Consider the following 12284-nt stretch of genomic DNA (forward strand, 5'->3'; position numbering starts at 1 on the left):
CATGCAAATCAAATTAAAGTTTTCAATTGACCAAGTTTTTGCTATTAACAAGTTACTTAATGAATTTTATTCAACTTCAACAAGTGCTTATAGCAATTACGAAACATTAGAAAAGGTTCAAATTTCTATTTGCTTTAAACTTTCCGACACATTCGAAACTAAAGCAAGAACCTTAAGAAAAAAGGTAGACCTCCTAAATATTAACAAAAAAGTATCAATAACATTTTGGATTTATGAGGCCTGGGCATTAAAGGATATTCTATTCGATAACATCAATCTTTTAGGTTGCAATTACGATAAGCTACAGGCGCAAAAATCAATTGATTTAATAGACTCTAAAAACATATAAAGAAAACCCTAAAAACAGGACTGTAAAACAAATTACAAGAAACAATTAAACGAAACTCAAAATATGAAAGAGGTTTTTTATTACGGTAGAATTAGTACAGAATCACAAAATTTAGATACCCAAATTGATAGATTTAAACTTCTAGGAGCAAAAGATGAAAACATTTTTTTAGATAAGGATTCAGGTAAAAATGATAATCGTGTCGAGCTTCAAAAAATGCTTTCGAAACTTAGAAAAGGAGATAAAGTAGTATTCTATGATCTTACCAGATTAGGCAGGAATTTAAAATACCTCATTACCTTAGTAGAACACTTCTATAAAACAGGAATTGACTTCCAAGACCTAACAAACCCTTTTATAAATACCGAAAGCACTAAAACAGCTGAAGGGGAATTAGTATTTCTTCTATTTGCTTCGTTAGGTCAATATTTCAGAAAATCAAGTAACGAAAAGGTAAAAGCTGGGCTAGCCTCTGCTAGGGCAAGAGGAAAAGTAGGTGGCAGACCAAAAGGACTCAGCGAAAAGTTAAAAGAAAAGGCTCCAGTTGCCGTCATTATGCACAAAAATCCCGATGTATCAATCAAGGATATAATGAAAGCCTTAACCATATCACAAGGTTCTGTTTATAGATGTTTTGAGCATGAAGGATATGATTATAAGAGGCAACACAAAAATACAGGAAATAAAAACGCAGCTTATAAAGCTGCCTAAAACAGTAGAATAATGAATATTAATCTTTTGGAATTATTTAGTGGAATTGGCGGATTCACCCTTGGTTTAATGAAATCAGGGTTCAAGATTAATAACCATTATTTCAGCGAAATTGATAAACACGCAATCGCCAATTATAAGTACAATTTTAAAAACGCAAAATATGTCGGACCAGTACAAGATGTTCTCAGAACAAGAATTGAACGACCAGATATTATCACTTTCGGAAGTCCTTGCCAGGACTTTAGTTTGGCTGGAAACCAAAAGGGGCTTGAAGGAGAAAGAAGTGTGCTTATCCTCGAAGCAATTAAAATCATTGCAGCAACCAAACCGAGTGTTTTTATCTGGGAAAATGTTAAAGGAGCGTTCAGCTCAAATGATGGCGCAGACTTTTGGGCAATTCTCAATGCCTTTACCAACATTGGGGGTTATAGACTTGAATGGCAATTGCTTAATACAAGCTGGGTTTTACCCCAAAATAGAGAGCGGATATACCTTGTCGGACATCTTGCAGAAAGAAGCACCGGACAAGTATTTCCTTTCACCGAAACAGATACAAGGTTTACTAAAAGGACAGCAGACACCCCAATTGTTAGAGCAATCACGGCAGGGGGAAATTCAGGAGGACACCATAGCGGTATGACTTTGATTAAACAACTGAATACATCAAAAAACTTTGGAGGAAAAAGTACAAAACAACAAGATAGAGTTTATAGTACTTCAGGTTTAATGGCTTGTTTAAGTTCTCACCGTCTTGAAGATAAAATCAAAATCACCAGTCTTACTGGTAATGAGTTTACAAATACAATCAGAGGGGGTGGTCGTGGAAGTCTCACAGAAAAACACAATTGGGATTTAGTTAAGGCTGTCCTTACTCCAGACAGAAAAGAAAAAAGACAGAACGGAAGAAGGTTTAAAGAGAATGGAGAACCTGCCTTTACTCTTAACTGTCAAGATCAACACGGAGTTCAATTAGATAACTCAATAAGAAGGCTTACAGAAATTGAGTGCGAACGATTACAAGGTTTTCCTGATAATTGGACCCGATATGGAGATTACGACGGAACGATTAAAGAAATTTCAAAAACACAGAGATATAAAATGTGTGGTAATGCTGTAACAACAGACGTTGTGCAATTAATAGGAGAAAGATTAATACAAAATTTAAAATAAGAGTAGGTTTTGACCTACTCCAGAAAACGCAAAATATGAGATTTAAAAAATACACAAGAACAAATATTGCAGAAATGCGACCTTATCAAAAAGGAGAAAAGTTAACAGGCGTTTCAATATCTGAAGCTGATAAAAAAAACGGAAGCCCTAAAGTTGGAGATATGGTCGCTCGAAATCCGAAAAACCACAATGATAAATGGTTAGTAGCAAAAAAGTACTTTAAGAATAACTTCAAGGAATTATAAACTAATTGTAGCTATTCAGCTACGCAATAAAACGGAAAAAAATGAAAAAAACAGTAGAACAAGCATTAATAATTGAATTTAATAACAAAACAGATATAGATTCTATACATGAATTTGGTAATAAAGTTGAGGAAGTTTTTAGAACTAAAGGTTTAGGAGAATATGACGGACATGAGTATTGCGCTGATTTATCTCATGGAACATTATACATGTATGGTGAATCTGCGGATGCAATGATTAAAAGTATAGAAAAGATAATTGCAGCTACTCCATTTTTGCACGAAGGATTCTATACTTTAAGATATGGTAGTATAGAAGATAATGCTGAGGAAAAAAAGTATAGAATACTACCAATAACTAAATAACTGTAGCTATTCCGTTACGTAACAAAAAAGCAAAAAGATGATATATTTTACAGAAAACGAATTAGATGAATTTAAAAAGGGTTCAATTAGTTACCCTTTAATAGTAACAGAAAAAGGAGAAAATGAAGTGATAGAAGTTAGTCAAGTTGTTATGTTAGGAGGAATGAGTTCTAATAAAGGAACTCCAACAGAAATAGGAATACAAGTACATAGGAAAGGAAAAAAAAACGCAACACCTCAAATACATCTTAAAAAAATAACAGTAGTTACGATGAAAACAGAAACTAAATTGAAAAGGTTGTATGGTCGTCTTGAATTAGCAAAGGATTCTTTTACTCGTGAAAAGATTGAAAGCCAAATAAAGAACCTGGAAAGTAACCAAAAACAGTAGGTTTTGAAGACAGCTGGTAAAAAAATATTGGATGCTACTTGTGGAAGCAGAATGATGTGGTTTAACAAACAACATCCAGATGCTATTTACACAGATAAACGAGAAGGTGTATTTGTAGCCTATGGTAACGAAACAATTGTTAAGCCAGATGTTAAAACTGACTTTCAAAACTTACCATTTGATGAAAATTCCTTTTACCTGGTAGTTTTTGACCCACCACATTCGAAGTGGTTAGGTGAAAATACAATTCTAGGGCAAAAGTATGGTCAATTATTTTCCAATTGGGAAATTGAAATTAAGCAAGGTTTTGACGAATGCATGAGAGTGCTAAAACCTAATGGTACTTTAATTTTCAAATGGAACGATAAGGATATTAAACTAAATAAATTATTAGATGTAATAAAAGTTCAACCATTGTTCGGGCATACTTCTGGAAAGCATGGAAAAACAATTTGGTTAACATTTATGAAGTCATAAAACCTGTAGGTATATGGATAACAAATTAATATTGAATAAAGAAACAGATCAAGAGATTACGTTCAGGAGCTTTACTCTTGGAAGGCTTCATTTAGAGGTGCCTAGTAGGGGGAGCGAAACCATTGTACATATTATGCTAACAGAGGAGCAATCCAAAGAATTGCTATCATTTTTAAAAGGTAAACATGAAAAATAAACAATAGAATTTTGGACTCACTACGAAAACATAGAGAAAATGAAGAAAGCAAAGAATTTGCGGAAACACAAAGTATAACCTTTATTCCTCAACCTTTCAACTCCATGCTATGCGGCCAGGCTTGTTTGGCAATGATAATGGGTAAAACAATCAATGAAATTTGCAAAGACCTGGGGAAAGATTGGAGTACCTGTATTCAAAGTGATATCATGCCATTTTTAAATAGAAACGGCTATAAAACACGCCTCATAAAAGGTGTCGATATTGATTTTGACGAAGTCCCAAATTCAAGCATTATAAGAATAGCCTACCCAAATGAAAAAGCGCATTTTATAATTAAATCAGAAACCAAATACATTGACCCAGATTATGGAATAATTCAGGAGGTAAAAGCAAACAGAAAAATAACCCATTATTTAACATACGCAAAAAAAACGCAATAAACGCAATATGAATATTCAAGTAAACGAGAACGGCAATTTTGCCTTTATTCAAAACAATAAAATTAAGTTAATTACATCAACATTTAATGTTCATCAACACCCAAGAGATAAAGAAGTAATTCTTTTTAACAACAGCTTTAAGTCAACTGAAGAAGGTTCTTTAGTCGTTAAATTCTCTGATTTAACCATAAACGGTATCAAGCCACCTATACAAAACATTGATTATGTAAAAGGTGTTCTTTTTACCGATGTACCGTTGCGACCTCATACCCAACCAACGTTAACTAGAGATAACGACCCTAATTATTTAGTTTTTAAACTGCAAGACACATACGAGAAGTTACTTACATTCTTAAAAGCTAATGTGTACCAAGGTTTCCCAAAGGAATACAACGATTCACTAGGAAAACTAACTAAAATAGAGTATTACTGCGAGTTTCAAACGTTTCATGTACGAGTAACTTTGAATTACAATTACTTAGCTAGTAACCCTGCAAAAGTTTCTCATATTTTAATGTCGGGGCATACCGAGTTCGTTAATCTACCTTTAAAAGCTTACCATTATGATGCACAAGGAAATAAAACTTATACCTATGAGGTGTTTTCTTGGCAAAGGCTTACCAGTAATGAATAAAATTTAATAACCCTTCCCCTTTTTTTAAAATCATGTTAAATCAAATTAGCTGCAAAAAAGTCCTATTATATAAATACAAATTTATTCCAGTAAAGGAAGGTAGAGCAACAATCAATGAAATTATTGCAGAAAAACGCAACCTGCCTATAAAAGAAGCAAAATTAAAACGGTTATTGCGTCCTAGTGAGGTTATAGAATTTTTAAAAAGGTATGATTTGTATAGTTCAGAGAGCCATTTAGTTTAACTTACTTTAGCTTAACCTCTCTTAGTTTATCCTAGTTTAACTTAGTTTAACCTAGCTTTACAACTCAATTAAAACCCTCGGTATTATTGTAGTCTAAAACAATAACAATTGAACCGAGAGGCAATTAACACATTACTATTTAGAAACATCAAAAAAGGCACAGAGTACAATACTCTGATGCCTTCTGGTGATGGTAATATTATTGATTTTGCCGACGGTAATACAGAAGTTGTTATAAATAAGATGGCTCAATGGTCTTATAAATTTCAACATCAAACACAAGCCCTCACCAATCATTTATTTAAAAACTTATCCCTATCAAAATTATGCGAGGAGCTTCACAGTTTTTTGTTTCATCATTTACAATACAAAATTGATGATTATACACAAAAACTCCGAAGCCCAGCACGTTCATGGTCGGATAGACAAAAAGGGATAGATTGTAAAAGCTACTCTATTTTTGCAAGTACTGTGCTATTAAACAGGGGAATAATTCACTACTTGCGAAGAGTTACTATAAATAAAGGTGAGGGCTATTCCCATGTTTACGTAGTTGTTCCTAAAAACCAAAATACTGGTAATTTAAAGGGTGGTTATTTTGTAATTGATGGTACTATCAATACTTTACAAGAACAAACTGTTTACAAGACTGATGATGTAAAAATGACCCCACACACGGGGCTTAATAAAGGAAACCCTAAGATATCAATAGCCGAAAAAGCACTCGATGCATTTATGCCTTTAATCAAAGAGGGTGTTAATTCATTTATTGAGCATCTTAACTCTTGTTCAGATTCCCGTTTTGATAAAGGGGTCGTTTCTTTAAGAATCAAAAGAGATTTACAAACAGTACTACAAAACAAAATACAGTTACTTGATGAAGCCATTGAAATTAGTAATGATGCCCGAACGCAAAATCTTTTCAATGAGCTTTTAAAAGAAGTTGACTTAGGAATTGCACATTTGCGCTCAGAAACTGCATACAATACTTATGATGAGTGTGCCTTAGAGGTTTTAACGGAAGCACTTGTATTTGCCGAGAAATTAAAAGAGTACATAGATTCTTATTTAAACAACTTTATAAAAACGCAATTGCGTTTTGCGGTTTCAGTCAAAAAGCACAACGCTTTAACCAACGATCGTACATATTATTTTGTTGTTGAACCAGAAGACAACCCAATTCTTGCAGAATACCGACAAATTTCGATAGCTAAAAAACCAAGTTTATATGATGTTGATCCTGTCGTTCCTTACGGAAAAGACACGAATCATTGGTTAATTGAAAATAAAAGTCATTTCTCAAAAAATTACAATAGTACCGTTGCTCGAAATTATGAAAATGAAGTACGCCCCTATTTAGTACATATAAAAGCTCTAAGAGATAAAGGTGACTTCATGGATGCTGAAACCTTGTATTACTATGAAAAGCCGCATCGAAGAAACTTATATAACATCTTTATAAAGTTCGATCAAAAGTTCGCTGATCTCATAAAACAGCAAAATAAGAACCTACAAATTGCTAACCTTAAAACAATACAACACTATAAGAATGAAATAGAACAATCAGTTGCAGAAGATCAAAAAGCTAAAAACAGGAAAAAGTTAAAACAGCAAATAGGTTACGGTTTAGCTGGGCTAGTCGTACTCTATTTCATATTCAAAAAAAGAAAATAGCTATGTATTATCAATTTGACATCCCTACATCGCAAAATCAATTAAGCGGATGGTTTGATTCCTGGTGTCCTTCAAACGGTGTCGCAGACGGTTTGGAAAATCAAGCCAGAAATGCCCGTGCTGAGAAAGGTCAATGGGATAAAAAAATAGAAGCCTTAAAAAAAGGTAATAGAGCAAGAGAATGGGCTGACGCAAAAAAGAAAATTCAAGAACTGGAAACACAAATAGAGAAGCTAATACTTGAACTCCAAAAAGATGAAGGAATTATTGATGCTCTTGGAATCGGTTTAGGTGCTTGGTGTAATGGAGCAGTAGCCAGACGCAAACGTGCAGAAACTGCCTTACGTGATGCCGAACGAGCTTTAGGACAAGCAAAAGGTGCTTATAACACCCTTACCAGACAACAAAACGAAGGTATTAGAATGGCTGGGCAAAATATTGTAACCCTTAAACAAACCATAAAGGATTTACAAGGGAAAATTGCAGCAGCTCAACAGAAAATTACCGTTTATAAAACTAAACGTGATAACAAAGCAGTTACTGAATCTCAGGAGGACAAAAACGTAGCTACTAAGGGCAAATTGATGGAGAATATGCCTTTAATACTTGGAGGGCTTGCCGTGGCTGGATTAGCCATTTATATGGTTAACAACAAAAAGAGTAAAACAGCAACTAAGGTAGTTGCATAAAAAAAGAGTAATGAAAAGAAGTTTAATACAACAACAATTTATGCTTGAAGCTACTGAAGGGATTAAACCACATACGGGTCATGCTACAAATTGTCAAATAAAAGTAGCCGACCAATACAAAGGTTGGGGTCCGCCTCCACAAAATAGTTTGAATGGATTCTTTGATGGTTTAAACCTCAAAGATTTGATATCAACTGCTGGTACTACATGGGCGCAAGTAGAGCAAGCAAGAAACGGGCAACCTGTATATGTTAATACACCACAAGGAGGACAACAAGATATCAGCCCTCTTTTAGTGTCAAAACTAGAACAGCAAGCGCAACAGCAGCAAACATCAGTTGATAATATGATGAAAATGATGCAAATGCAAATGCAGCAAGCTTCCCAAAACAAACCACAACCGAAAAGCAATACAAAACTATACATCGCTTTAGGTGTAGGGGCAATAGTAGTGTTAGGCGGTGCATATATGTTAACTAAAAAAAAGTAAAAAACGATGACAAAAGAAGGAATTGAAAATTCGGTAGTAAGCTTAGCTAGCATGACAGCTGGTGCAATGGCTTCAAGAATTATTGCAGATAAACTGCCGATAAAAAACCAAAAAGTAAAAAGAGGCTTATTAATCCTAGGAGGTATTGCAGCCGCCGCCTCTTTAGATAGAAAAACAACAGGTAAAAAAGTGGCTCAGGATGCAGCTATTTCGGTTGCCGTAACCCAAACAGGGTATTTGTTAAAGGAAGCTTTTGAAGGTAAGTTAAAAGACGGAGGCATTGCAGATATAGGAATGGGAACTCCTGTTTTCTTTGATGATAGCTCTTACTTAACTCCTTACGAAGAGGAAGTAATTGAAGTTCCAGAATTTATCAGTTAATCAAAAATTAAAATAAACTAAAAAAGAGATATGAATTTATTATCAAATCAAGAAGAGTACTTAAAAGTAACTACTTACTTAGGGTTAAAAAACACTCAAAACCAGTATGGATGGAATATTTCAAAAATGAAACCAATGCCATCGGATTTATATATCAATAAGCAAATTGGTACTTCTGGTAATATCAATTTACTAGATGGAGAATCTAACAACGTTAAAGGTGTTACCAACTTCGACAAAAACACCTTAAATGAGGGGCGCGTTTTTGTAATTAATGGGGTGTCTTTTGCTTTCGGTTATGAAGCGGATAAAACCAACGTTGCCACCGTAAATTATGGAATCGCAAATTTACCTTCGGAGTTGCGTTTTGCTACCTTACTTGTAAAACAAAACAACGAAGTGCTATTGAAGCTTCCAATTAATTCAATTATAAATTCCTATGAAAACGGGAGAAAGTATAAAGACTTAGGAGCATTTGCCTTGTTACTTCCGCAACATGCAATTGAAGTGGATATCGAATACCCAAGCGGAACAAGTTTAAAGACTCCGGTAGATAAAGAGTTGTTTGTATCTGTATTCTTCAAAGGTTTCGAGACCTACAAAAAAAGATAACATTGTCTAACCTAAAAGACTTTGTGTAAAGTATTACACAAAGTCTTTTAAATCTAAGTATATGAAAACAATTTATAAGAGAATTAAGGTAAACAAAGGCTTACTTAAATATACTGGCTCTGACTATGCAAAGTTTTTAAACAATGAAGTAAGCGACCAGTTACCAAAGGGAGAAGTAAAAGGAGTAAAGTTCATATCTTATATTGACGAAGGTGCGGTAATAAGCCCACCTGATAATGGTGGAGGTGCATTTAACGCTTTACCTTTTGGAATGAGTAATACGGACATATTTATTACTGATACGCAAAGCAATCTACTTACAGAACCAACCGACATAAGAGATTATCAAAATAACGGTGGAGGTTATAGTGTAAACTTCAAAAAGATTGATGAAAAAGCAGATGTTCAAATAACCATTCGTTGGGAAACTAACGGTACTACTCCTATTTGCGGTGAGTTTATTTTTGAAATAGATCAATCCAATTGCGCGTGTTAATTAAATAATTATTAGATGAAAGCTACTTACGGAACTAAAACATACAAAGAAGATTTTGAAATCAATATCAAGGAGTTAAGCGATTGTAAAGGAATTTACTCTTTAGAAGTATTTGTGTCAAAAAACAGTATGCCTTTGCTTGTAAAAGATGGCTCTAATCAAATAATTAAGGAAATGTTCAACCCTTTTAAAATTGAATCGCCGGTTCCTATTGTAAATGGGATTTTACGTTTTGAATTTACTGATGTTGACGGAGTAAATAGTGAAGTTAAAAGTGCAACAGTAAGGTATTTATTTCATAATGATGAATAGTGATTTAATAAACATATTAACCAACCATTTAAGTGCTGCGGAAAATCACACGGTAAAAATAACACCTTCAGGCGGTAAACCAATTAAAAGGCAAAATGCCAACCGAAGAAAACACCTTTTTACGTTGGCTTATATTCAAGAAAAATACCAAACCATTGAAAATTTCTTGAAGCTTTTAGTACAACAGGGTATCAAAAACGATGTAGTTTTTACGCTTCAAAAAAGTTACGGAAAGGAAGAAAAAACCACTAGCCATTTAGTAAAAGAATTTAAAACAAATTTAGAAAAAGAACCTATGAACACACCAAATCAAACTCATACGACTATGAATAATAATAGTCAAATAGATAATTCTTTTTCTGGCTTTTTAGGTTCTCCTACATTCATGACTAAAATGGTAGAAGCTGAGCGTTCAAATGACTACAAAGCACAAGTAGATGATCTTAGAGAAGAACTAAAAGAGCTTCGATCAGAAAATCGAATTTTGCGCGAGAAAAACAGCTCTTTAGAAATTAAACTTCAAACCGCTGAAGATCGCAAGGAATTGGCTATTGAAAAGACAAAAATGGAATCGAAGGGTTTTTTAGAAAGTCCAGCGATAACGGCATTAGCTGGTCAAATTCCACAATTCTTAGCAATGATTCCTGGTATGTCAAACCCTAACGCTGGAGCTTTAGGTTCTCCTGTTACAAACAGTCAACAAGAAAATCCAATACCTCAAACACCAACCAGCGAAAACCTAAATTATAGTACAATGACGAAAGAAAAACAAGATGCACTAAATCAATTAGCGGTTTTAGATGAAAAAATATTAGTTCGTATTGCTGAGTTAGCAGAAAGTCCAGAAGCCTTAATGTACTTCAGCGATGATGGCAAGTTCAACATGATGAAAAGCTTTTTAAACTAAAACTTGCTATGAAAAAGAATAGTTTGTCGAAAAAAGTCGGGAAGATTGCTACAAAAGAAAATGCAAAAAAGGCTATTAAAGAAACGGGTGGGTTTATTGCTAAGAATAAAAAAGAAGTTGCTTACGTTGCGGCTGGGGTTGTTGGAATTTTTTTGATTTATAAAATATATAAAGGGCTGTCAAAAGCATCAGCCATATTTGATGAAAAAATACAAGATGTTGACGTAAACATTATCGTTGATTCAACAAAAACCACAATTTCCAAAGAACAAGCGCAACAGTATGCACGTACTATTTTAGACGCTTGTAATGCTATGCAACCTCTTTACGGAACGGATGAAGAAGCTATAAAACAAGTATTCTTAAAATTGAAAACAGGGGATGATTTTAAAAAGGTGTATAAAGCTTTCGGAAAGAAAGATTATAACGGGAACAACTCCCCTCCATCAAGTTTTATAAGGTTTTTAGACAACTATACACCTCGTGATCTAATTTACTGGTTAAGAGAGGAATTGTCGCCTTCTGATGGCCAAGTTTATACTATTGTAAAAAACCGTATTGAAAGTGCGGGATATTCCTTTTAAAAAAGAAAAAGATAAAAAAATTATGGAAACAGCTTTACCAATTCAAGGGCTTAATTGCCCAACAGGACAATTCGATTCAGGATTATCACCTAACCAAAAAAAATGCGGATGCACTATGATGCCACTAACAACCAAAGGAAAAGTAATAGACAGCGAAACAAATAAGCCATTTGAAGCTGGTTTAGTCAATATTTACAATCTTGACACTAAACAAGGAACAACTCCAAAAGCGGACGGTTCTTTTATTTTAGAGGCAATGCCTCATCATAACATACAAGTTTCATTTGTAGGTTATAAAACCACGAAGCTAAAAGCTTCTCAATTACCTTCAACGGTTAATCTTGTAGCCGACGATTTACTGGACGAGGTGGTTATTACCGCTACAAAAAAAGATGACAAAGACAAAAAAAGTTCTCGTTATGTTCTTTGGGGGCTTGCTGCGCTTGCAGTTGTCTATATAGTGGCGAACAAGGATAAGAAAAAACCAAACACAGTTGCTTAATGAAGGGGTTTTTAACTAGAAACTGGAAAGATATTTTAAGACTTATCGTATCTCCAGTAATTGCCTTTATAATTGGTTTCAAAGCGCATCAAATCGAGCTTAAAAAATCGGAGAATGAAGCCCATTTATCGGGTTATACAGCCGAACATAAAAAGATAGAAAACTTTGAGCGTGTTATTGAAATAAATGGCGAAATGATTGAACAAATCAAAACTGATTTTGATGATCGGGCGGTATTTCTCAAACACAGAATTAAAGAAGTTGAGCAGATCAATTTAAGACTAGACAGGGTGGTTCGAAATCAAAGAAAGCTTATTAAAGAACAGGAAAAAGTAATTGAAGATCAGCAAAAGAAACTTAAAAAATACCGTGCCTTATACGGTAACATATAAGATGATTAAGAAAGCA

The 12284-nt window shown here is 34.1% G+C and carries 22 protein-coding genes; all 22 read left to right on the plus strand.

Going from position 1 to position 12284, the window contains the following annotated elements; translation table 11 throughout:
- Position 1: 1 nt before the first annotated feature.
- A complete protein-coding gene (locus BLW23_RS22635; RefSeq protein ID WP_093674233.1) occupies positions 2-349 on the plus strand; it encodes a hypothetical protein in 348 nt (115 codons plus the stop codon).
- A gap of 63 nt (positions 350-412) precedes the next feature.
- Entirely contained in the window at positions 413-1060 is a 648-nt protein-coding gene (locus BLW23_RS22640) for a recombinase family protein (RefSeq protein WP_093674235.1), read from the plus strand.
- A 12-nt stretch (positions 1061-1072) separates the two neighbouring features.
- Positions 1073-2233, plus strand: coding sequence for a DNA cytosine methyltransferase (locus tag BLW23_RS22645; protein WP_093674237.1), 1161 nt, complete (start codon positions 1073-1075; stop codon positions 2231-2233).
- Between the two features lie 35 nt (positions 2234-2268).
- A complete protein-coding gene (locus BLW23_RS22650; RefSeq protein ID WP_093674239.1) occupies positions 2269-2478 on the plus strand; it encodes a hypothetical protein in 210 nt (69 codons plus the stop codon).
- 41 nt (positions 2479-2519) lie between these two features.
- Positions 2520-2843 carry a hypothetical protein gene (locus tag BLW23_RS22655; RefSeq protein ID WP_093674241.1) on the plus strand — a complete coding sequence of 108 codons (324 nt, stop codon included), beginning with the start codon at positions 2520-2522 and terminating at the stop codon, positions 2841-2843.
- A 37-nt stretch (positions 2844-2880) separates the two neighbouring features.
- Positions 2881-3234 (plus strand): hypothetical protein, encoded by a 354-nt coding sequence (locus tag BLW23_RS22660; protein ID WP_093674243.1) that lies wholly within the window; start codon positions 2881-2883, stop codon positions 3232-3234.
- A 3-nt stretch (positions 3235-3237) separates the two neighbouring features.
- Positions 3238-3711, plus strand: coding sequence for a class I SAM-dependent methyltransferase (locus BLW23_RS22665; protein WP_255362867.1), 474 nt, complete (start codon positions 3238-3240; stop codon positions 3709-3711).
- Positions 3712-3724: 13 nt separating this feature from the next.
- Complete coding sequence (locus BLW23_RS22670) at positions 3725-3907, plus strand: hypothetical protein (RefSeq protein WP_093674245.1); 183 nt, start codon at positions 3725-3727, stop codon at positions 3905-3907.
- Positions 3908-3918: 11 nt separating this feature from the next.
- Entirely contained in the window at positions 3919-4350 is a 432-nt protein-coding gene (locus BLW23_RS22675) for a cysteine peptidase family C39 domain-containing protein (protein WP_093674247.1), read from the plus strand.
- Positions 4351-4357: 7 nt separating this feature from the next.
- Positions 4358-4984, plus strand: a complete 627-nt coding sequence (locus BLW23_RS22680) for a hypothetical protein (RefSeq protein ID WP_093674249.1) — start codon at positions 4358-4360, stop codon at positions 4982-4984.
- Between the two features lie 32 nt (positions 4985-5016).
- Entirely contained in the window at positions 5017-5229 is a 213-nt protein-coding gene (locus BLW23_RS22685) for a hypothetical protein (protein ID WP_093674251.1), read from the plus strand.
- Positions 5230-5337: 108 nt separating this feature from the next.
- Positions 5338-6903, plus strand: coding sequence for a hypothetical protein (locus BLW23_RS22690; protein WP_143032262.1), 1566 nt, complete (start codon positions 5338-5340; stop codon positions 6901-6903).
- Positions 6904-6905: 2 nt separating this feature from the next.
- Positions 6906-7592: a hypothetical protein gene (locus BLW23_RS22695; protein ID WP_093674255.1), complete on the plus strand. Its 687-nt coding sequence runs from the start codon at positions 6906-6908 to the stop codon at positions 7590-7592.
- Complete coding sequence (locus BLW23_RS22700; RefSeq protein WP_143032263.1) at positions 7585-8082, plus strand: hypothetical protein; 498 nt, start codon at positions 7585-7587, stop codon at positions 8080-8082. Before BLW23_RS22695 ends, BLW23_RS22700 begins: the two co-directional genes overlap by 8 nt.
- A gap of 6 nt (positions 8083-8088) precedes the next feature.
- Positions 8089-8463 carry a hypothetical protein gene (locus tag BLW23_RS22705; protein ID WP_093674259.1) on the plus strand — a complete coding sequence of 125 codons (375 nt, stop codon included), beginning with the start codon at positions 8089-8091 and terminating at the stop codon, positions 8461-8463.
- Between the two features lie 30 nt (positions 8464-8493).
- A complete protein-coding gene (locus tag BLW23_RS22710; protein WP_093674261.1) occupies positions 8494-9075 on the plus strand; it encodes a hypothetical protein in 582 nt (193 codons plus the stop codon).
- A 61-nt stretch (positions 9076-9136) separates the two neighbouring features.
- Positions 9137-9571 (plus strand): hypothetical protein, encoded by a 435-nt coding sequence (locus tag BLW23_RS22715; protein ID WP_093674263.1) that lies wholly within the window; start codon positions 9137-9139, stop codon positions 9569-9571.
- Between the two features lie 15 nt (positions 9572-9586).
- The gene (locus tag BLW23_RS22720; protein ID WP_093674265.1) at positions 9587-9883 is read left to right on the plus strand and encodes a hypothetical protein; all 297 of its coding nucleotides are present in this window, start codon (positions 9587-9589) and stop codon (positions 9881-9883) included.
- On the plus strand, positions 9876-10790 hold the full coding sequence (locus BLW23_RS22725) for a hypothetical protein (RefSeq protein ID WP_093674267.1): 915 nt from the start codon (positions 9876-9878) through the stop codon (positions 10788-10790). The genes BLW23_RS22720 and BLW23_RS22725 overlap by 8 nt, the downstream gene beginning before the upstream one ends.
- An 8-nt stretch (positions 10791-10798) precedes the next feature.
- On the plus strand, positions 10799-11374 hold the full coding sequence (locus BLW23_RS22730) for a hypothetical protein (RefSeq protein WP_093674269.1): 576 nt from the start codon (positions 10799-10801) through the stop codon (positions 11372-11374).
- A gap of 22 nt (positions 11375-11396) precedes the next feature.
- Positions 11397-11876: a carboxypeptidase-like regulatory domain-containing protein gene (locus BLW23_RS22735; RefSeq protein ID WP_143032264.1), complete on the plus strand. Its 480-nt coding sequence runs from the start codon at positions 11397-11399 to the stop codon at positions 11874-11876.
- Positions 11876-12268 carry a hypothetical protein gene (locus BLW23_RS22740; protein ID WP_093674273.1) on the plus strand — a complete coding sequence of 131 codons (393 nt, stop codon included), beginning with the start codon at positions 11876-11878 and terminating at the stop codon, positions 12266-12268. Before BLW23_RS22735 ends, BLW23_RS22740 begins: the two co-directional genes overlap by 1 nt.
- Positions 12269-12284: the final 16 nt, after the last annotated feature.

It is taken from the genome of Tenacibaculum sp. MAR_2009_124 (assembly GCF_900105455.1).
GTDB lineage: Bacteria > Bacteroidota > Bacteroidia > Flavobacteriales > Flavobacteriaceae > Polaribacter.

What these genes read in the sequence shown, in the direction of transcription:
- BLW23_RS22635 (WP_093674233.1), top strand. Translation starts at nt 2, where the DNA reads ATGCAAATCAAATTAAAGTTTTCAATTGACCAAGTTTTTGCTATTAAC.
- BLW23_RS22640 (WP_093674235.1), top strand. Translation starts at nt 413, where the DNA reads ATGAAAGAGGTTTTTTATTACGGTAGAATTAGTACAGAATCACAAAAT.
- BLW23_RS22645 (WP_093674237.1), top strand. Translation starts at nt 1,073, where the DNA reads ATGAATATTAATCTTTTGGAATTATTTAGTGGAATTGGCGGATTCACC.
- BLW23_RS22650 (WP_093674239.1), top strand. Translation starts at nt 2,269, where the DNA reads ATGAGATTTAAAAAATACACAAGAACAAATATTGCAGAAATGCGACCT.
- BLW23_RS22655 (WP_093674241.1), top strand. Translation starts at nt 2,520, where the DNA reads ATGAAAAAAACAGTAGAACAAGCATTAATAATTGAATTTAATAACAAA.
- BLW23_RS22660 (WP_093674243.1), top strand. Translation starts at nt 2,881, where the DNA reads ATGATATATTTTACAGAAAACGAATTAGATGAATTTAAAAAGGGTTCA.
- BLW23_RS22670 (WP_093674245.1), top strand. Translation starts at nt 3,725, where the DNA reads ATGGATAACAAATTAATATTGAATAAAGAAACAGATCAAGAGATTACG.
- BLW23_RS22680 (WP_093674249.1), top strand. Translation starts at nt 4,358, where the DNA reads ATGAATATTCAAGTAAACGAGAACGGCAATTTTGCCTTTATTCAAAAC.
- BLW23_RS22685 (WP_093674251.1), top strand. Translation starts at nt 5,017, where the DNA reads ATGTTAAATCAAATTAGCTGCAAAAAAGTCCTATTATATAAATACAAA.
- BLW23_RS22695 (WP_093674255.1), top strand. Translation starts at nt 6,906, where the DNA reads ATGTATTATCAATTTGACATCCCTACATCGCAAAATCAATTAAGCGGA.
- BLW23_RS22705 (WP_093674259.1), top strand. Translation starts at nt 8,089, where the DNA reads ATGACAAAAGAAGGAATTGAAAATTCGGTAGTAAGCTTAGCTAGCATG.
- BLW23_RS22710 (WP_093674261.1), top strand. Translation starts at nt 8,494, where the DNA reads ATGAATTTATTATCAAATCAAGAAGAGTACTTAAAAGTAACTACTTAC.
- BLW23_RS22715 (WP_093674263.1), top strand. Translation starts at nt 9,137, where the DNA reads ATGAAAACAATTTATAAGAGAATTAAGGTAAACAAAGGCTTACTTAAA.
- BLW23_RS22720 (WP_093674265.1), top strand. Translation starts at nt 9,587, where the DNA reads ATGAAAGCTACTTACGGAACTAAAACATACAAAGAAGATTTTGAAATC.
- BLW23_RS22725 (WP_093674267.1), top strand. Translation starts at nt 9,876, where the DNA reads ATGAATAGTGATTTAATAAACATATTAACCAACCATTTAAGTGCTGCG.
- BLW23_RS22730 (WP_093674269.1), top strand. Translation starts at nt 10,799, where the DNA reads ATGAAAAAGAATAGTTTGTCGAAAAAAGTCGGGAAGATTGCTACAAAA.
- BLW23_RS22735 (WP_143032264.1), top strand. Translation starts at nt 11,397, where the DNA reads ATGGAAACAGCTTTACCAATTCAAGGGCTTAATTGCCCAACAGGACAA.
- BLW23_RS22740 (WP_093674273.1), top strand. Translation starts at nt 11,876, where the DNA reads ATGAAGGGGTTTTTAACTAGAAACTGGAAAGATATTTTAAGACTTATC.